The organism is Azospirillum oleiclasticum (assembly GCF_013423485.1).
Lineage (GTDB): Bacteria > Pseudomonadota > Alphaproteobacteria > Azospirillales > Azospirillaceae > Azospirillum > Azospirillum oleiclasticum.
The window spans coordinates 466,252-484,195 of sequence record NZ_JABFFR010000003.1 but is presented as its reverse complement, the minus strand read 5'-3'; the positions used below and the strand labels follow the sequence as shown (position 1 = coordinate 484,195).

Annotated in this window: 18 protein-coding genes; 5 read left to right on the top strand and 13 right to left on the bottom strand. The window is 70.0% G+C overall.

Going from position 1 to position 17,944, the window contains the following annotated elements; translation table 11 throughout:
- Positions 1-13: 13 nt before the first annotated feature.
- Together HL658_RS07270 and HL658_RS07265 are read right to left on the bottom strand one after the other, a co-directional pair.
- Positions 14-649, bottom strand: coding sequence for a bifunctional 4-hydroxy-2-oxoglutarate aldolase/2-dehydro-3-deoxy-phosphogluconate aldolase (locus HL658_RS07270; RefSeq protein WP_180281243.1), 636 nt, complete (start codon positions 647-649; stop codon positions 14-16).
- Positions 642-1,547 (bottom strand): MurR/RpiR family transcriptional regulator, encoded by a 906-nt coding sequence (locus tag HL658_RS07265; protein ID WP_180281242.1) that lies wholly within the window; start codon positions 1,545-1,547, stop codon positions 642-644. The genes HL658_RS07270 and HL658_RS07265 overlap by 8 nt, the downstream gene beginning before the upstream one ends.
- Positions 1,548-1,917: 370 nt before the next feature.
- Here HL658_RS07265 and HL658_RS07260 point away from each other — a divergent pair, with 370 nt between their 5' ends.
- Both HL658_RS07260 and HL658_RS07255 read left to right on the top strand, forming a co-directional pair.
- Positions 1,918-2,196, top strand: a complete 279-nt coding sequence (locus tag HL658_RS07260) for a hypothetical protein (protein WP_180281241.1) — start codon at positions 1,918-1,920, stop codon at positions 2,194-2,196.
- An 11-nt stretch (positions 2,197-2,207) separates the two neighbouring features.
- The gene (locus HL658_RS07255; RefSeq protein WP_180281240.1) at positions 2,208-2,645 is read left to right on the top strand and encodes a hypothetical protein; all 438 of its coding nucleotides are present in this window, start codon (positions 2,208-2,210) and stop codon (positions 2,643-2,645) included.
- Between the two features lie 54 nt (positions 2,646-2,699).
- Here HL658_RS07255 and HL658_RS07250 read toward each other — a convergent pair whose 3' ends face one another.
- The 3 genes from HL658_RS07250 to HL658_RS07240 all read right to left on the bottom strand — a co-directional run bounded on the left by HL658_RS07250 (position 2,700) and on the right by HL658_RS07240 (position 4,868).
- Positions 2,700-3,485 (bottom strand): PhyR family response regulator anti-anti-sigma factor, encoded by a 786-nt coding sequence (locus HL658_RS07250; RefSeq protein ID WP_180281239.1) that lies wholly within the window; start codon positions 3,483-3,485, stop codon positions 2,700-2,702.
- A gap of 161 nt (positions 3,486-3,646) precedes the next feature.
- Positions 3,647-4,186: a thermonuclease family protein gene (locus HL658_RS07245; RefSeq protein WP_180281238.1), complete on the bottom strand. Its 540-nt coding sequence runs from the start codon at positions 4,184-4,186 to the stop codon at positions 3,647-3,649.
- Positions 4,164-4,868 (bottom strand): SOS response-associated peptidase, encoded by a 705-nt coding sequence (locus HL658_RS07240; protein ID WP_180281237.1) that lies wholly within the window; start codon positions 4,866-4,868, stop codon positions 4,164-4,166. The genes HL658_RS07245 and HL658_RS07240 overlap by 23 nt, the downstream gene beginning before the upstream one ends.
- 119 nt (positions 4,869-4,987) lie before the next feature.
- On the opposite strand from HL658_RS07240, the gene HL658_RS07235 reads away from it, so the two are divergent.
- Together HL658_RS07235 and HL658_RS07230 are read left to right on the top strand one after the other, a co-directional pair.
- On the top strand, positions 4,988-7,315 hold the full coding sequence (locus HL658_RS07235) for a xanthine dehydrogenase family protein molybdopterin-binding subunit (RefSeq protein ID WP_180281236.1): 2,328 nt from the start codon (positions 4,988-4,990) through the stop codon (positions 7,313-7,315).
- A gap of 68 nt (positions 7,316-7,383) precedes the next feature.
- A complete protein-coding gene (locus tag HL658_RS07230; protein ID WP_180281235.1) occupies positions 7,384-7,611 on the top strand; it encodes a hypothetical protein in 228 nt (75 codons plus the stop codon).
- A 33-nt stretch (positions 7,612-7,644) separates the two neighbouring features.
- Here HL658_RS07230 and HL658_RS07225 read toward each other — a convergent pair whose 3' ends face one another.
- From HL658_RS07225 to HL658_RS07190, 8 genes are all read right to left on the bottom strand, one after another.
- A complete protein-coding gene (locus HL658_RS07225) occupies positions 7,645-8,484 on the bottom strand; it encodes a UDP-2,3-diacylglucosamine diphosphatase (RefSeq protein ID WP_180281234.1) in 840 nt (279 codons plus the stop codon).
- A 117-nt stretch (positions 8,485-8,601) separates the two neighbouring features.
- The gene (locus tag HL658_RS07220) at positions 8,602-9,351 is read right to left on the bottom strand and encodes a glucose 1-dehydrogenase (protein ID WP_180281233.1); all 750 of its coding nucleotides are present in this window, start codon (positions 9,349-9,351) and stop codon (positions 8,602-8,604) included.
- 32 nt (positions 9,352-9,383) lie between these two features.
- Complete coding sequence (locus tag HL658_RS07215; protein WP_180281232.1) at positions 9,384-10,820, bottom strand: aldehyde dehydrogenase family protein; 1,437 nt, start codon at positions 10,818-10,820, stop codon at positions 9,384-9,386.
- 16 nt (positions 10,821-10,836) lie between these two features.
- Positions 10,837-12,108, bottom strand: coding sequence for a TRAP transporter large permease (locus HL658_RS07210; protein WP_180281231.1), 1,272 nt, complete (start codon positions 12,106-12,108; stop codon positions 10,837-10,839).
- A gap of 87 nt (positions 12,109-12,195) precedes the next feature.
- On the bottom strand, positions 12,196-12,741 hold the full coding sequence (locus tag HL658_RS07205) for a TRAP transporter small permease (RefSeq protein WP_180281230.1): 546 nt from the start codon (positions 12,739-12,741) through the stop codon (positions 12,196-12,198).
- Between the two features lie 70 nt (positions 12,742-12,811).
- Positions 12,812-13,792: a TRAP transporter substrate-binding protein gene (locus tag HL658_RS07200; protein WP_180281229.1), complete on the bottom strand. Its 981-nt coding sequence runs from the start codon at positions 13,790-13,792 to the stop codon at positions 12,812-12,814.
- Positions 13,793-13,963: 171 nt separating this feature from the next.
- Entirely contained in the window at positions 13,964-15,241 is a 1,278-nt protein-coding gene (locus HL658_RS07195) for an acetylornithine deacetylase/succinyl-diaminopimelate desuccinylase family protein (protein ID WP_180281228.1), read from the bottom strand.
- Positions 15,242-15,332: 91 nt separating this feature from the next.
- The gene (locus HL658_RS07190) at positions 15,333-16,724 is read right to left on the bottom strand and encodes an amidase (protein WP_343055029.1); all 1,392 of its coding nucleotides are present in this window, start codon (positions 16,722-16,724) and stop codon (positions 15,333-15,335) included.
- 195 nt (positions 16,725-16,919) lie between these two features.
- Here HL658_RS07190 and HL658_RS07185 point away from each other — a divergent pair, with 195 nt between their 5' ends.
- Positions 16,920-17,930, top strand: coding sequence for an ABC transporter substrate-binding protein (locus HL658_RS07185; RefSeq protein WP_180281227.1), 1,011 nt, complete (start codon positions 16,920-16,922; stop codon positions 17,928-17,930).
- Positions 17,931-17,944 lie beyond the last annotated feature (14 nt).

The following is a 17,944-nucleotide window of genomic DNA, read 5'->3' as shown; positions in this document are numbered from 1 at the left end:
TGGTGCTCGCGGGTCAGCAGGCGGCAGTGCCGAGGATCTGGCGGGCGACCTGGGCGATGGAGTCGCGGTCGCCGCGCGCAACGGCCTTCTCGTCCACCAGCTTGCCGCCCATGCCCACGGCGATGGCACCGGCAGCGCGGTAGGCTTCGATCATCGGCGGCTCGATGCCGCCGGTCGGCATCAGCGGCACGTCGGGGAAGACGGCGCGCAGAGCCTTGACGTGGGACGGACCGCCGGCGCTGCTGGCCGGGAAGATCTTGACCACGTCGGCCCCGGCGGCGACGGCGGCCAGCACCTCGGTCGGCGTCATCGCGCCCAGCATGACCGGGATCCCGTGGGCGCGGCAGGCGGTCGCCACGTCCGGCACCACGGCCGGGGAGACGATGAATTTCGCCCCAGCTTCGATGCAGGCCTGCGCCACCCCCGGATCGGTCACCGTGCCGGCGCCGATCAGCAGGTCGTCGCGCCGCGACAGCTCGCGCAGCAGCCCGACCCCGTCCGGCACGGACATGGTGATCTCGAAGGTGCGGAACCCTTCCTCCGCCAGCCATTCCACGGCGCGGGCGGCGGTCTCGCGGCTCGCGGTGCGGATGACGGGGACGACGAAGCGTTCGCGCAGCAGCGCCAGCACGGCGCGGGAGTCAGTCATCGGTCTCGGTCTCCAGAACCCGTTTGGTTTTCAGGGCGTCCTTCATCTGGCCCAGCCGCCCGGCGGTGGTCGGCGGCAGCAGCAGGGCCACGCCCACGGCGATGGCGTCGATCACGGTGAGGTGGGCGAGGCGGGACACCATGGGGGTGTAGACGTCGGTGTCCTCGCGGACATCGACGGCCACGGGAATGTGGGCGAGGCGGGCCAGCACGGAGTTCGCCGAGGTGATGGCGATGACCGTGGCGTCGGTCCGCCGCGCCCGCTCCACAGCCTCCACCAGCTCGCGCGTGCGGCCGGTGTGGGAAATGGCGATCACCGCGTCCTCGCCGCCCAGCGCGCTGGCCGCCATGATCTGCATGTGCGGGTCGCGCCGGGCGACCGCACCGGGGACGAGGCGGAACAGCTTGTGGGCCGCATCCTCCGCCACCACGCCCGACGCGCCATAGCCCCAGATCTCCACCCGGCGGGAGCGGGCGATGGCGAGCGAGGCCCGCTCCACCGCCACCGTGTCGAGCGCGTCGTGCACGCGGACCAGACAGTCGATGGCGGCGGCGAACACCTTGGACACCGCGGAACCGGCGGTGTCGTCGCGCGACAGCTCGATCTGCGACAGCGACACCCCGCCGCCGTCGCGCACCGCCACATCCTGCGCCAGCCGGATCTTGAAGGCGTTGAAGCTCTCGAACCCGATGGCGCGGCAGAAGCGCAGCACCGACGGCTCGCTGACCCCGGCCATGCGGGCCAGATCGGCCATGCGCCCGGCGATCACGGCACCAGGATCGCGGGCCACCACGTCCGCCACCTTGCATTCGGAGGCGCGAAGCTGCCCGCGCAGGGAATCCATGCGCGCCAGCAGGGGACCAGCCACCCGCGGCGCACCGTCCATCAGATCGGTCATGTAGTATAACTACAACGCGCCGTTGGCGGGGTCAACGATTGCCGGGCGAGGGCGGCGTGGCCGTGCGACATCGTGCGACACTTTTCGATGCACGGCATCGTGTGTCGCACGGTCGGAAAGGGAAGATTTTCCAACAGGTTCAACAGCTTGCGCCTCGCCACCCGGACCCGGCCGTGCGACAGGTGTGTTGCACGGGGTTCGGTGGTTGCGGGCGGGGCTGGCGGGTGGAACACGATGGCTTCCTTGGCGACCGGATAAAGGAATATTTTCATATCATATAAGGAACAATCCGGCAACTCTGGCATCCGGCGATGGGCGGTCCTGATGATTCACCATGCCCGCAAGGCGGGGCTCTGCTATGCTGGGGGACATGAAGCAGCCGCAAGACCATGGTTCGAAGCAGACCGGTGATGGACCGCGCACCAAGCGGACGCGGCGCCCGCCGGCACGGGCCAGCCACGCCCGCAGCGGGCAGGGCGGGGTGATGCCGCGGGCGGGGGCAGCGCCATCGGTCGCCGGTGCCCCGCGGCGGGACGCGATCCTTGCGGGCGCGACCGGGCCGCGCACACCGGTTCCGGACCTGTCCGGGGACGATCTGGTCGCCTACATCCTTGGGCTGGCGAAGACGTGTCCCGAGCGCGACGCTTAGAGCAGCGGCCGGTGGCATCGGGCACCGGAGATCCCGATGCACGCTGCAACGCATACACGATCTGGACCGCGGACGGGGTGTTTGCGTCGTCGCTCCTAACGTTCCAGCAGGAGTATGACCCGCTGGCGCTTGCCATGAGAATCGCGGCGTTCATCACCTGGAAGCGATCGGGGGGCCATGGTCGCCTAACGACGGGGGACAAGGCGTCCGGCTACGACCCGACCGGGACGACGATCATCCACGCGCCCTATGTCTCGGAGGGGATCCACCATTTCCACATGGACTTGAAAGGGACCGAGCCGCTTCTGGCGTATCGGCTCGATGCCCGGACCTGCGAAGTCACCCTCATCTGCCTGACGACACACCGCGCGATGTTCCATCAGAACGAACGGTCGTGGATGAGGCGGTACGGCGGCACGTGGCGGAAGCGGTCGCTCGCTCCCGCATGATGCGGGGCAAGGACGCCGGACCGCGTGGAAGGCGGAGCCGGCGTCGCCCCGACCCTACGCGAAGGCCACCGGGGTCGGCATGAACACGGCGCGGGTGATGGCGGCGGAGATGGCGTCCTTGGTGAAGGGTTTGCGGACGACCTGGCCGAGGTGGCGGGCGTCCTGCTCCTCCAGCACGTCGTCGAAGCCGGTGACGAAGATGGTGCGCAGCGAGCGGTTGCGGCGGATCTGGCGGGCGATCTCGACGCCGCTGTCGCCGTCGGCGAGCTTGATGTCGAGAAGAGCCAGGGTGGGGCGGGCGGATTCCATGATCTCCATCGCCTCCCGCTCGTTGGCGGCGGTGCCGCAGACGACGTGCCCCATGTCGGCCACCAGCGACTCGATCTCCATGGCGAGGATCGGGTTGTCCTCCACCACCAGCACCCGCTGGGTCAGTGCGGCGCGCACCGTGTCGCGGGCGTGGGTGAGGCGTTGGTTGGCCTCCGCCGGGGTGACGTGCATGACCGCCGCCGCTTCGGCCAGCGCCAGCCCTTCCAGGGCGACCAGCAGATAGACCCGCCGTTCGCCCTCCGGCAGGGTGGCGAGCGCGCGTTCGATGGGGTGGGGGGAGGCGACGGGGCGCCCCTCCCCATCGTTGTCCTCGTCGAACAGCAGGTTGAGCAGGGCGTAGAGCGGAACACGCGTGCCGTCGGGCAGGCCGAAGCGCTGCGGCGCCATGACCGCGACCTCGACGCCGCGGGTGACGAGATCGTCGCCGCGCTCCGTCGCACCGGTCAGGGCCCGCGCGTAGCGGCGCAGGAACGGCACGTGTTCATACAGATTCCGAGCGTAGACCCGCATGTCCTCGATTCTCGCGCCGGGCCGGCCGGAGAGTGCGGAACGGCACACCCCGGACAGGGACAAGATTGATCAGACGCTAACGTATCACGGCGCGGTCGGATGTCGAACCGTTCAAAAGCCTTAACCGCCTCTCCCGTTGGTTCAGGCGAAGGTGGGTGGTGTCAGCGGGCCTCCAGCAACTTTCGCGACCGCCACTGCCAGGGTTTTTCCACCTTGCCCGCCCACAGGCCGAGCCGCCGGCTGACGGCGTAGGCTTCCGCCTCCTGATAGGCCGGCGACAGGCTGCGGTAGGCGAAGGCCCAGCCGCGCAGGACCATCGCCCGGCCGAGATCCACCCCGCTCACGCGGCATTCGCCCATCTCCTGCCCGTTGCGGTCACGGTCGGCCACGGTGCACTCCACCTCGCCACCCTGGATCAGGCCCCGCAGGACGGCGGTGGAACTGGCGAAACAGTCATAGGACCGCCCGCCGCGGGTCAGGCAGGTCTGGCCGGGATCGGGCGCGTCGATGCCCATCAGCCGCACCGGCCGGCCGTTGACCGTCAACAGATCGCCCTCCACCGCGATGCCGGTGCCGGTGACGCGCTGGTTGGGGACGGAGGGGGAGGCGGGCGACCTGCCGGTCTGGGCGGCGGCGGGCGTCGCCAGCAGGAGCAGGGTGATGACAGCGGCAAGCCGCTCAGAACAACGTCGGCTGCTCATGGAGCGGAGCGATGCAGGCTTCGTCGTCGTTGCGGACGTTGCCGACGCGCGGGCCGACCGGCACCGCGTCGAGCCGATCGTCGGGCGCCGGGCGGATCAGGGTTTCCGCGACGGAGGCGGGCGTTTCCGGGTTGAGCCAGGCGTCCCAGTCGGCCTCGTCGACGATCACCGGCATGCGGTCGTGCAGGGGGAACAGCGTGGCGTTGGCCGTGGTGGTGACGATGGTCACCGTCTCCAACGGCGTTTCCAGCGGCGGGCCACCCTTGGGGCCCTTCCACCGCTCCCACAGCGCGGCGAGCGCCATCGGGCGGCGGTCCCGCCGGCGGATCACGTAGGGCTGCTTGCGCTTGCCGCCGTCGGCCGCGGCCTGCCACTCGTAGAAGCCGTCGATGAGGATGAGCGCGCGGCGGTGCTTCAGCGCGTTGCGGAATGCGGGCTTCTCCGCCACCGTCTCGCCGCGCGCGTTGATCATCCGGTTGCCGATCGACGGGTCGTCCGCCCAGTGCGGCACGAGGCCCCAGCGCAGCAGCGCCAGATGCCGGCCGGTCTCGTCGGCGCGGACGGTGGCGATGTCCTGGGTCGGCGCGATGTTGTAGCGGGGCGACAGGTTCGGCAGCTCCGGAAACCCGAAGAGCCGTTGCAGTTCGGCCACCGGCGTGGCGAGGAGGACGCGTCCGCACATGCGCCGATTATGGGGCGGGCGGGGCTGCATTGCCAGCGCGCGCGTGCCCGCGGCCTTTGCGCGCCGCATCATCTGGCCTATCTTCGGCGGCAAGGGTTACGAGAGAAGGCGATCACGGCATGACGAAGTTCGGCATCGGCCAGCCCGTTCCGCGCACCGAGGACGCGAGGCTGCTGACGGGCGGCGGGCGTTACACCGACGATGTGTCGCTGCCGGGGCAGGCGTACGCGGCCTTTGTCCGCTCGCCCTACGCGCACGCGGACGTGACGGGGATCGACAGCGCGGCGGCCCTGGCCGCACCCGGCGTGCTGGCGGTCTACACGGCGGCCGATCTGGATGCGGCCGGCATCGGCCCCATCGAATGCCAAGCCCCCGTGCGCAACCGCGACCGCAGCCGCTGCGCCAACCCCAAGCGGCCGGCGCTGGCGCGTGGCCGGGTGCGGCATGTGGGCGATCCCGTCGCTGTGGTGATCGCGGAAACGGTCGACCAGGCGCGCGACGCCATGGAGTTGGTCGCGGTGGAGTACGCCGAACGCCCGTCGGTCAGCGGCACGGGCGAGGCGATGGAGCCCGGCCGGCCGCTGGTGTGGGACGAGACGCCGGACAACCGCTGCTTCGACTGGGGCATGGGCGACGAGGCGGGGGTGGAGGCGGCCTTCGCCGCCGCCGCCCGCGTGGTCGAGCTGGACCTGATCAACAACCGCGTCGTCGCCAACCCGATGGAGGGGCGCGCCTGCCTCGCCGCGGTGGAGGAGGGCACGGGGCGGCTGGTGCTGTACGTGTCCAGCCAGGGCGTGCACGGGCTGCGCAAGCAGTTCTCCAGCATCTTCAAGCTGCCGGAGGAGCGGTTCCGCTTCCTGACCACCGACGTCGGCGGCGGCTTCGGCATGAAGATCTTCAACTACCCGGAATATGTGGCGGCGCTCTTTGCCGCGCGGGAGCTGGGGCGGCCGGTCAAGTGGACGTCGGAGCGGACGGAGGGCTTCCTCAGCGACGATCACGGCCGCGACCACGTGACCAAGGCGCGGATCGCGCTGGACGCCGAGGGTCATTTCCTGGCGATCCGGGTGGATACCATCGCCAACATGGGGGCGTACCTGTCCAACTACGGCCCCTTCGTGCCGACCGACCTGATGGCGCCGATGCTGGTTGGGTCCTACCGTACGCCCGTGCTGTACGCGCGCGTGCAGGGCGTGTTCACCAACACCCAGCCGGTCGATGCCTACCGCGGCGCCGGCCGGCCGGAGGCGGCCTATCTGCTGGAGCGGCTGGTCGATCACGCCGCGCGCGAGGTGGGCATCGACCCGGTGGAGATCCGTCGCCGCAACTTCGTCCCGGCGACGGCCATGCCCTACAGCACCCCGCTCGGGCAGGTGTACGACAGCGGTGATTTCGCGAAGAACCTGGACGACGCGCTGGCGATGGGCGACCACGCCGGGCTCGCCGCCCGCAAGTCCGACGCGGCGCGGCGCGGCAAGCTTCGCGGGGCGGGCATCTCCACCTACATCGAGGCGTGCTCGGGCGGCGGGCCGGAGCAGGCGACGGTGGAGGTGGCGGGCGACGGCCGCGTCGTGCTGTTCATCGGCACCCAGACCAACGGGCAGGGGCACGAGACCGCCTACAAGCAGATCCTGGCCGACCGGCTGGGCGTGCCGCCCGAGGACATCGAGGTGGTGCAGGGCGACACCGACCGCGTGTCCTTCGGCAGCGGCACCGGCGGTTCGCGCTCGGTTCCGGTGGGCGGGGCGGCACTGGCGGAGAGTGCCGGCAAGGTGGTGGCGAAGGCCAGCGCCGTCGCCGCCGACCTGCTGGAGGCGGCACCGGTGGACGTGGAGTTCAAGGACGGCGCCTTCACCGTGGTCGGCACCGACCGCGCCGTGAGCTGGAAGGAGGTCGCCGCCAAGGCGGCCACGGCAGCACCGGGCGCGCCGGCCTTTTCGGAGATGGCGCAGTGGACGCCGCCGTCCAACACCTACCCCAACGGCACGCACTTCTGCGAGGTCGAGGTGGACCCGGATACGGGCGAGGTGGAGGTCGTGTCCTACACCGTGGTGGATGATTTCGGCATGGTCATCAACCCGCTGCTGGTGCAGGGCCAGATCCATGGCGGCGTCGCTCAGGGGATCGGGCAGGCGTTGCAGGAGCGGGTGGTGTTCGACCCGGAGTCGGGCCAGCTCCTCACCGGCTCTTTCATGGACTACCAGCTCCCCCGCGCGGTGGACATCCCGCCCATCGCCATCAAGCTGAACTGCGTGCCGAGCACCACCAACGCGCTGGGCATGAAGGGCGCGGGGGAGGCCGGGGCCATCGGCTCGCCGCCCGCGGTCATCAACGCGCTGGTGGACGCGCTGTCGGTCTACGGCATCCGCCATGTGGACATGCCGGCCACCCCGCAGGCGGTGTGGTCGCTGATCCAGGCGCACCGGACGGCCGCCGCGGCGGAATAGGCGGGAGGGTCCGGGCCGCCGGCTGTTGTCTCCATCGTTGGAACTCACCAACGATGGAGGAACCGGCCGTGAAGACCAACCTGACCGTCGATATCGGACTGGACGTTGCGGACCAGCGGGAGGCGGAGCGCTTCGAGGAGGCGCTCGCCGGCTGGCTGAACGGGCAGAAGGGCGTCACCGACATGCGGGTGCTGCACAACAGCGACCTCAACAGCGCCGCCTGGCGCCAGTCGCGCGCCCGGGTGTTCGGCTCCGAGCGACCGAGCCCCTTCAGCCGGCCGGGGGAGACACGCTGAGGGCAGACCGCCGCCCCCGTCCCGCGCGCCGTGTCACGCGGTCGGCACCAGCCGGCGCAGCCGCTTCAGCCGGGCGGCGACTCCGGTCGCCGGCTCGGTTTCCGGCTCCGGCGCGGCGCGGCGGGAGGGTTCCGGCCAGCGGATGAGTTCGAGCTGGCCGTTCTCGTCCTCGACCAGCGCGGTGCAACTGTCCACCCAGTCGCCGTCGTTGTAGTAGGTGATCGCGCCGATCTGGCGGATCTCCGGGTGGTGGATGTGGCCGCAGACGACGCCGTCGACGCCGCGCCGCTCCGCTTCCAGCACCAGCGCCGCGTCGAACTTGGCGATGAAGGCGGCGCGGTGCTTCACCTTGTGCTTCAGGTAGCCCGACAAGGACCAGTAGGGATAGCCGAACACCCGCCGCCACCAGTTGAACCACTGGTTGACGAGCTGCGACACCGCCAGCGCGTGGGTGCCGAGATGGGCCAGCCACGGCGCGCGGGCGACCACCGTGTCGAACTGGTCGCCGTGGATCACCAGCAGCCGGCGGCCATCAGCCGTTTCGTGGATGTGGTCGGGCTTGATCAGGATCTGGCCGAACTCCAGCCCCACGTAATCATGCAGCACATCGTCGTGGTTGCCCGGCACCAGGATCACCCGGGTGCCGCGCCGCGCCTTGCGCAGCAGCTTCTGCACCACGTCGCTGTGCTCCTGCGGCCAGAAGCGGCGGCGGCGCAGGCGCCAGACATCGACGATGTCGCCGACCAGATACAGCGTCTCCGCCTCGCATTCGCGGAGGAAATCCAACAGCCGCGCGGCCTGACAGCCGCGCGTGCCGAGGTGGACGTCGGAGATCCACACCGTGCGATAGCGCCGGTCGGGGGATGTCGACATGCTCGTCCTCGTCAGGCCTTCCGTAGCGACCGTAGGCGCACATTGTGCACTGCCGAGGGGCGGAACGAAAGCCCCGGTTGCCGCGCAACGGCGTTGCGCGACCGCCGGGACGTATGGTCACACGCAGCGGCCGCCGTCCACCTCCAGGCAGACGCCGGTCAGGAATTCCGCCTCGTCGGAGCAAAGGTACAGCGCGGCGTTGGCGATGTCGGACGGCAGGCTCAACCGCCCGAGCGGAATCGTGGAGCGGAACTGCGCCCGCTTGGCCTCGGTGTCCTCGCCCATGAACAGGTGCAGCATGCCGGTTTCGCCGGCCACCGGGTTGATGGCGCAGACGCGGATGCGATCCGGCGCCAGCTCGACCGCCATCGCCTTGGTGATGGTGATGGCCGCACCCTTGCTGCCGTTGTACCAGACCAGCCCCGGCCGCGGCCGGACGCCGGCGGTGGAGGCGATGTTGAGGATCACCCCGCCGCCGCCCTGGGCGCGGAACAGCGGCACGGCGTGCATCGCGCCGTGATAGATGGACTTCACGTTGGTGGCGTAGACGCGGTCGAAGGTCGCCTCGTCCACCTCCGTCATCGGCATGTTGCGGTGGGTCCAGCCGGCGTTGTTGATGAGGATGTCGAGCCGGCCCCAGGCGTTGACGGCGGCGTCGATCATCGCCTTCACGTCGGCGCCGACGGTGACGTCGGCGGTCACCGCGACCGCGTCCGCCCCGACCTCCGCTGCCACGCGGCGGGCGGCGTCGCCGTTGATGTCGGCCACCACCACCTTCGCCCCCTCGGCGACGAAGCGCTTGACGATCCCCTCGCCGAACCCCGACCCGCCGCCGGTGACGACGGCGATCTTCCCTGCCAGACGCATGATTGTTCCTTTCCGACGCGTGAATCCGGTCGTCAGTCGTGCTTGATCGCCACGGTCTTGACGACGGAGAAGCCGTAGAGCGCCTCGAAGCCCTTTTCGCGGTTGAAGCCGCTCTTCTTCATGCCGCCGAAGGGCAGCTCCACACCGCCGCCGGCGCCGTAGTTGTTGATGAAGACCTGACCGGCACGGATGCGTTTGGCCATCCGCAGTTGCCGGCCGCCGTCGCGGGTCCACACACCGGCCACCAGCCCGAAGGGCGTGCCGTTGGCGAGCCGCACCGCCTCCTCCTCCCCGTCGAAGGGGGTGGCGGCGAGTGCGGGGCCGAACACCTCCTGCTGGGCGAGCGGGCTGTCTTGCGGCACGTCGCCGAACAGCACGGGGGCGACGTAGTAGCCGCCGGTCGGCGCGCCGTCGGCGATCCGCCCCTCCGCCAGCACGCGGAAGCCGTTGTCCTTGGCGGTCCGGATCATGCCGGCGACGCGGTCGCGCTGCTTCTCGTTGATCAGCGGGCCAAGGTCGCGGTCGTCCAGCGCCGGGCCGACGGTGAGCGCCGCGAAGCGCTCCGCCACCATGGCGGTGAAGCGGTCGTAGATGGAGCGCTCCACCAGCGCCCGGCTGCCGGCCGAGCAGGTCTGGCCGGCGTTCTGGATGGCGCCGCGCACCACGAAGGTGACGGCCTGCTCCAGATCGGCGTCCGCGAACACCACCTGCGGCGACTTGCCGCCCAGCTCCAGCGTCACCGGCACGATGTTGCGGGCGGCGGCCTGCTGCACGAGCACGCCCACCTCCTGGCTGCCGGTGAAGGAAATGTGGTCGATGCCGGGGTGCGCGGACAGCGCCGCCCCCGCCTCCTCGCCATAGCCGGTCACGATGTTGATCGAACCGGCGGGGAATCCGGCCTCCACCGCCAGCTTGGCGAGGTAGAGCGTGCTGAGCGACGCGTCCTCCCCCGGCTTGACCACGCAGGCGTTGCCCATGGCGAGCGCGCCGCCGACGCTGCGGCCAACGATCTGCAGCGGGTAGTTCCACGGCACGATGTGCCCGGTCACCCCGTGCGGCTCGCGCAGGGTCATCACCGTGTAGCCGTTCTGGTAGGGGATGGTGTCGCCGTGGACCTTGTCGGCGGCGCCGCCGTAGAATTCGAAATAGCGGGCGCAGGCGACGACGTCGGCGCGGGCCTGGGTCAGCGGCTTGCCGACGTCGCGCGACTCGATCTCGGCCAGCGTGTCGGTGTCGCGCAGGATCAGGGTGGCGAGGCGCTGCATCAGCCGCCCGCGCTCCATGGCGCTGAGCCGGCCCCAGTCGCCCTCCAGCGCGTCGCGGGCGGCGGCGACGGCGGCGTCCACATCCTCGGCCATGCCGCGGGCGATGGTGGCGAAGGTCTCGCCGGTCGACGGGTCGATGGCGGGAATGGTGCCGCCCGTGGCGGCGTCCACCCAGCGGCCGCCGATCAGGAGCTTGGTGTCCATGACGGATCTCCGACGGTTACAGCAGGCCCCGGAAGATCAGGGAAATTCCGGGGACATAGGTGATGATCATCAGGCAGGTGATCACCACCAGGACGAAGGGCACCAGCCGCGGGACCATCCGCTCCAGACTGATGCCGGCCACCTGGCAGGCGGCGAACAGGTTGACCCCGAAGGGCGGGGTGATCATGCCGAGCGCCAGATTGACCACCATCACAAGCCCGAAATGGATCGGGTCGATGCCGAAATGAATGGCGACCGGCGCCAGGATCGGCGCCAGCACGATGATCGAGGCCGAGGTCTCGATGAACATGCCGACGATGAAGAGGAACAGGTTGACCGCCAGCAGGAAGCTCCAGCCGGCGTTGAAGGTCTCGGCGATCCAGGCGCCGATGGCGGCCGGGATGCCGGCGCGGGTGATCAGGAAGCTGAACAGCCCGGCGGCGGCGATGATGAACATGATCATCGCCGAGGAGATCACCGACTTGCGCAGGATGGGCACGAGGTCGCGCGGGGTGATGGCGCGGTAGACGACCAGGCCGACGAACAGCCCGTAGAACACCGCCACCACCGACGCCTCCGTCGGGGTGAAGACGCCACGGTAGATGCCGCCGATGATGATCACCGGCATGAGCAACGCGAGCGCCGCGCGCTCCGTCGCCTTGACGAAGCCGATGCGCCCGTCGCGGTCGGACTTGCCCCAGCCGTTGAGCTTGCACAGCGTGTAGGTGAACAGCGTCAGCGCGCCGCCGATCAGCAGGCCGGGGCCGATGCCGGCGACGAACAGCTCGCCGATCGACACCTCGGCGCTGACGCCATAGAGGATCATCGGGATCGAGGGCGGGATGATGACCCCCAGCTCCGCCGAGGTGGCCTGGAGGGCGGCCGCGAACTCCTTGGGGTAGGCGTGCTTGATCATCGCCGGAATGATCACCGCGCCGATCGCGAAGGTGGTCGCCACGCTCGATCCCGACACCGACGCGAAGATCATGCAGGTCAGCACGCAGGAGCAGGCGAGCCCGCCCTGCACCCCGCCGACGATGGATTTCGCGAAATCCACCAGCCGGTTGGAGATGCCGCCCGCCTCCATCAGGTTGCCGGCCAGGATGAAGAAGGGGATCGCCATCAGCGGGAAGCTGTCGATGGTCGTCATCAGCTTCTGCGCGACGACGATCAGCGGCATTTCCGTGAACAGCGCGATGCCGCCGATGGCCGCCCCGGCGATGGCGATGGCGATCGGCACCGACAGCGCGAACAGCGCCACCATGGCGATGAGGACGAAGCTGGTCATGGGGCGGGAATTCCAAACGATCCTCTCCCCGGCGGGGAGAGGTGGTGTTCCAGGATTGCGGCGTAAGGAAAGCGGCCCGGCATCGATCTACAGCTCGAAGATCTCGCGCCCGACGGTCGAGGTCTCGCTGGTGCCCAGGACCTCGCGGACCTGTTCCACGGCGCGGGCGAGCAGGCCGACGATGGCCAGCGCGGCGCCGACGGGGATCGCCATGTAGACGGTGGCGATCGAGATCCCCTCGCCGGTCAGCGGGTTTTCCACCCCGGCCAGCATCTGGAACTGAACGCGCCCCGCCATCTCCCAGCCGAACCACGCGATGACCAGCAGCACGCCCAGGCACAGGCCGGTGATGACGGCGATCAGGACCAGCTTGGCCGTGCCGCGCAACTTTTCGTAGAGAAACTCCACCGACATCAGCGCGCCGGTGCGGAAGGCCACCGCGACACCGAGATAGACCATCCAGATGTTGAGCGAGCGGGCGGCGACCTCCGACCAGGTGGATGGCTGTTCGAAGACGAAGCGTGTGATCACCTGCCAGAGCGACACGCAGGCGGTGAGCACCAGAAGCGCCATCGCCACGCGCAGAGTCCAGCGCATGAGGAAACGTTCGGCGGCGGAGAGGGCGGAGAACATCTGGGGGCTCCGGTGCGCGGGGTCGCCGGGCGGTCAAGCCCGGCGCCCGGTCACGGTCGGTACGTCTCGGTCAGTACTTGTAGTTCCGGATCTCGTCGATCTTCTCCTGACCGAACTTCTTGGCGTACTGCTCGTAGGCCGGCTTCAGCGCCTCCTGGAAGGCGGCGCGGTCGATGTCGGTGACCACGGTCATGCCGCGCTTGCGCAGCTCCTCCACGCCGTTGGCGGCGTCGGACCGTGCCTTCTCGCGCATGGCCTTGGCACCGGCGAGACCGGCGGTCTTGAACCAGCCCTTCTCCTCCGCCGACAGCTTGTTCCACACCGCCGGCGACAGGATGATCAAGGCCGGCGAATAGACGTGCTGGGTCAGCGACAGGTACTTCTGCACCTGGTCGAACTTGGCCGACATGATCACGCCGATCGGGTTCTCCTGACCGTCCACGGTGCCCTGCTGGAGGGCGGTGAACAGCTCGGGGAAGGCCATCGGGGTGGGCAGCACGCCCAGCGTCTGGAAGGCGGTCATGTGCACCTGGTTCTCCATGGTGCGGATCTTCAGGCCCTTGGCGTCCGCCGGGGTCTTCACCGCGACCTTGGAGTTGGTCAGGTTGCGGAAGCCGTTCTCACCCCAGGCCAGAGCGATCAGCCCATGCTTGGGGAACTGGTCGAGGATGCGCTGGCCGATGGGGCCGTCCAGCACCGCGTCGACATGCTTGAAGTCCTTGAACAGGAAGGGGATGTCGGTGAGCAGCGTGTCCGCCACGAAGTTGCCGACCGGGCCGGAGGAGGTGACGACCACATCGACCGTGCCGATCTGAGCGCCTTCCACCATCTCGCGCTCGCCGCCCAGCGCGTTGGCCGGGAACTGCTTGATGGTCCACTTGCCGCCGGACAGCCGGGCCAGCTCCTCGCCCATGGCGGTGGCACCGACGCCGTAGTGCGAGGTGGGGGCCAGCGAATAGCCCAGCTTCAGCTCGGCCGCACCCGCCACGCCGGCGGTCGACACGAGGGCGGCGCCCAGCACCGTGGCGGTGAGAATCTTCTTCAGGAACATGGGGGTCCTCCCTAGACCGTCCGTTGAGACCGTTCGTTGGCTCAGCACTCTAATGCACACGCGTTTGCGGTGCATTCATTCTTCGATCGGGCCGGCACCGGTTTCGCCGATTTTCGCAGCGCACCCGAAGTGTCCGGCCGCAACGGGGTTTGGCTCAACCGCCACCGCGGGTCAAGTGGTTGAACCAAGCAACCGCAACGCGGCCAGCGCCATCACCTGGGCCGAGTGGATCAGGTCGTCGATGCCGACATACTCGTCCGGCTGGTGGGCGAGGTCGAGGATGCCGGGGCCGTAGGCGATGCAGTCCTTGAGATGGCCGACGCGCACGATGTGCTTCTGGTCGTAGGTGCCGGGGGAGACGACCTGCTGCGCCGGGCGGCCGAGCACGGTGAGGATGGCGTCCTCCACCGCCCGTACGACCGGGCTGTCGGCGTCGGTCATGGTGGGCAGGAAGGCCAGCACCTCGCTCAGCTCGTAATCGAAGCCGGGGCGCTCGGCCTTCAGCGACTCCAGGATGCCCACGATCTCCGCCCGCACCTCCTCGGGGTCCTCCTCGATCAGATAGCGGCGGTCGAGCACCAGCCGGCACGAATCGGGGACCATGGGGGAGGGGTAGCCGCCGTGCTTCTCGATCTGGCCGCCATGGATGGAGTTGAGGTTGATGGTGGACTGGCGCGCCCCCTCCGGCACCACCGGCATGGTGGTGCGCTTGGCGGCAAGGCGCGGGATCAGCTCCGTCTCGATCCGGTGCAGCACGGCGCCCATGTGGCGCACCGCGCAGTTGCCGAGGAAGGGCATGGAGCCGTGGGCGACGCGGCCCTTGGTCTCGACTTCCGCCCACCAGACGCCGCGGTGGCCGATGCAGACGCGGTCGACGTTCAGCGGCTCCGGGATGATGACGTGATCGACGCGCGGGCGGGAGAAGTAGCCGAGCTTCGCCAGATGGCCGACGCCGCCGTAGCCGCCCGACTCCTCGTCCACCGTGCCGGAGATCTCCAGCGCGCCGTGGAAGGGGATGCCGCTGTCGAGGATGGCCTCCACCGCGATGATGGAGGCGGCGATGCCGCCCTTCATGTCGCAGGAGCCGCGGCCGTAGACCTTGCCGTCCTTCACCACCCCCTCGAAGGGATCGACGGTCCAGCCGCGCCCGGCCGGCACCACGTCGGTGTGGCCGTTGAAGTGGACGCAGGGGCCGGGGCCGCGCCCTTCGATGCGGGCGATGACGTTGGTGCGGGGGTAGCGGTCGCTGTCGCCCGGCACCCCCTCCGCCCGCACATACTCCACCTGGAAGCCGCGGGCGGCCAAGCGGCGGCCGATGAACTCGGCGCAGTCGGTGTAGGCGTCGCCCGGCGGGTTGACGGTGGGGATGCGGATCAGGTCACGGGTGAGGGCGACCGCCTCGTCGGTGCGGTCGGCGATCAGGCGGCGCAGCGTGTCGAGCTCGGGCAAGGGAGGATGATCCCCGCGAAACGGCCCGCCACCGCGGCGGGCCCGGTCACGCCAGTGTCGCGCAAGCGGCGGGGGAGGGGCAAGGCGCCCCTTACGACACCGCCGTTTCCACCGCGCGGGCGACGGCCAGCAGGCGGCGGTCCTGGCCGCGGATGCCGACGATCATCAGGCCGGTCGGGCAGGCGCTGCCGCAGCAGGGGACGGTGGCGGCCGGGCGCTCCAGGAAATTGAAGGCCGAGGTGTTGCGCAGGACCAGCATGTTGATGCGGTTGTAAGCCTCGTCGACCTGCAGCGCGTCGAAGCGCGGCGGCACGATGGCGACGGTCGGCAGCACCAGCGCGTCCACATCGGCGGTCAGCGCGTCGGTCTCCGCCATCAGGGCGGCGCGGGCGCGGGTCAGCTCGATGTACTCGGCGGCGGTCTGCTGGGCGCCGCGCTGGATGCGGCTGCGCACACGCGGGTCGTAGCGGTCACCGGCCTGCTCCAGCAGCTCGCGGTGGCGGGCGTAGGCCTCCGCGGTGACGAGGCCGCCGCGGGCGTTGAGCGCCGGGATGCGGTCGAGGATCGGCAGGGCCCGGTCCTCGATCTTGGCCCCGGCCTGGGCGAGGCGATCGAGAGCGTCGTCGAACGCCTCCGACACGCAGGCGTCGAGCCCGTCGAGAAGGTAGCTGCGCGGCACCACCAGGCGCAGCCCTTCCAGCGACGGTTCGCAGGGGGCGGTCGGCTCTTCGCCCGCCAGCACCGCGTCGATGATGGCGCAGCAGGCGATGGAGCGGGCGATCGGGCCGACGCTGTCCAGCGACCAGGAGAGCGGGAAGGCGCCGTCGCGCGGCACGCGCGCCTGCGTCGGCTTGAAGCCGGCCAGCCGGCAGAAGGCGGCGGGAATGCGGATGGAACCGCCGGTGTCGCTGCCGATCGCCGCCACCGCCATGCCGTCGGCCACCGACACCGCGGCGCCCGACGACGAGCCGCCGGGGATGCGCGTGCGGTCGCAGGGGTTGGCCGGCGTGCCGTAATGCGGGTTCAGGCCGAGACCGGAGAAGGCGAACTCCGTCATGTTGGTGCGGCCGATGATGACCGCGCCGGCGGCGCGCAGCCGGGCGATGGCGGCGGCGTCGTGCTCGGCCGGGGGCGCATCGGCCAGCACGGTGGAGCCGGCGGTGGTCACCTGCCCGCGCACGTCGAACAGGTCCTTCACCGAGATCGGGATGCCGGCGAGCGGCGAGGGGACGATGCCGTGGGTGCGCTGGAGATCGCTGGCGCGCGCCTGGGCCAGCGCCGCCTCGCGGTCGAAGCGCAGGAAGGCGCGGGCGCCCTCGCCCTCGGGGTCCTCGATGCGGGCGATGGCGGCTTCGGTCAGGGCGAGGCTGGTGGTGCGGCCGTCGGCGAGGGCCGCGGCAAGCGACAGGATGGTGTCGGTCATGGCGATGGCCCGATGATCGTGCGATGCCGGAGCCTGCCCCAGCGCCGTCGACTCGTCCACATCGCAAATCTCATGGCCGCCCGGCGTCTGTACCAAGACGTACTTGCCTAAACCGTGGGCGAAATGGCTGAAAACCGCCATGTTCGTGAGCAGACATGGCTGCCATCCCGCGATGTATGGCGTGGAACGGCCTTGGTATGGCGCTTGCTGAAGAGCAGGGCCTTTGCAACATCCAGTCTGGACGTGACCGCCGCCATGACCCGCCGCCTCGCCGCCCTCCTGACCGGCGCCGCCCTGGCGCTCGCCGCCCTGCCGGCCGCCGCCCAGACCTCCGTCAAGGTGACGCTGGACTGGGCCTTCCAGGGGCCGCAGGCGCCCTTCCTGCTGGCGGCCGAGCGCGGCTATTACAAGGCGGAGGGGCTGGACGTCACCATCGACCGGGGCGAGGGCTCCGGCGCCGTGCCGGGCCGCATCGCCGCCGGCACCTACGACGTCGGCTTCGGCGACATCAACCCGATGATCCGCTTCAAGGCGGAGCGCGACAGCGACCTGATCGCCGTCGCCGTGCTCTACGACGCCTCGCCGCTCGCCGTGATCACCACCAAGAAGAGCGGCATCACCACGCCGAAGCAGCTCGCGGGCACGACGCTGGCAGCACCGGAGACGGATTCCGGCCGGCAGCTCTTCCCCGCCTTCGCGCGGGCGGTCGGCATCGACGCCGGCTCCGTCACCTGGCAGACGGTCACGCCGCAACTGCGCGAGACGCTGCTGGCGCAGGGCCGCGTGCCGGCCATCACCGGCTTCCTGACCACCGGCATCTTCTCGCTGCGCGCGGCCGGCGTGCCGGACGGGGACATCGTCGTCATGCGCTACCGCGACCACGGGGTGGCGCTCTATTCCAACGCCATCATGACGTCGAGGAAGTTCGCCGAGGCGAACCCCAAGGCGATGGCGGGCTTCGTCAAGGCGACGCTGAAGGCGCATGTCGATGCGGTGAAGGAGCCGGAGGCCGCCATCGCGGCGCTGCGCAAGCGCGACAGCCTGATCGACCCGAAGATCGAGCTGGACCGCATGAAGCTCGCCTTCGACGAGCTGATGCTGAGCGACAACGCCAAGGCCAACGGCCTGAGCCACGTGGACCCGGCGCGCATGCAGGCGGCCATCGACATCCTGAAGGCCACCTATGGCTTCCCCAAGGACCTGACCACGGCCGACGTCTACACCGACGCCTACCTGCCGCCCAAGGCCGAGCGGTCGCTGCCCTGACGCCAGAGGAACCC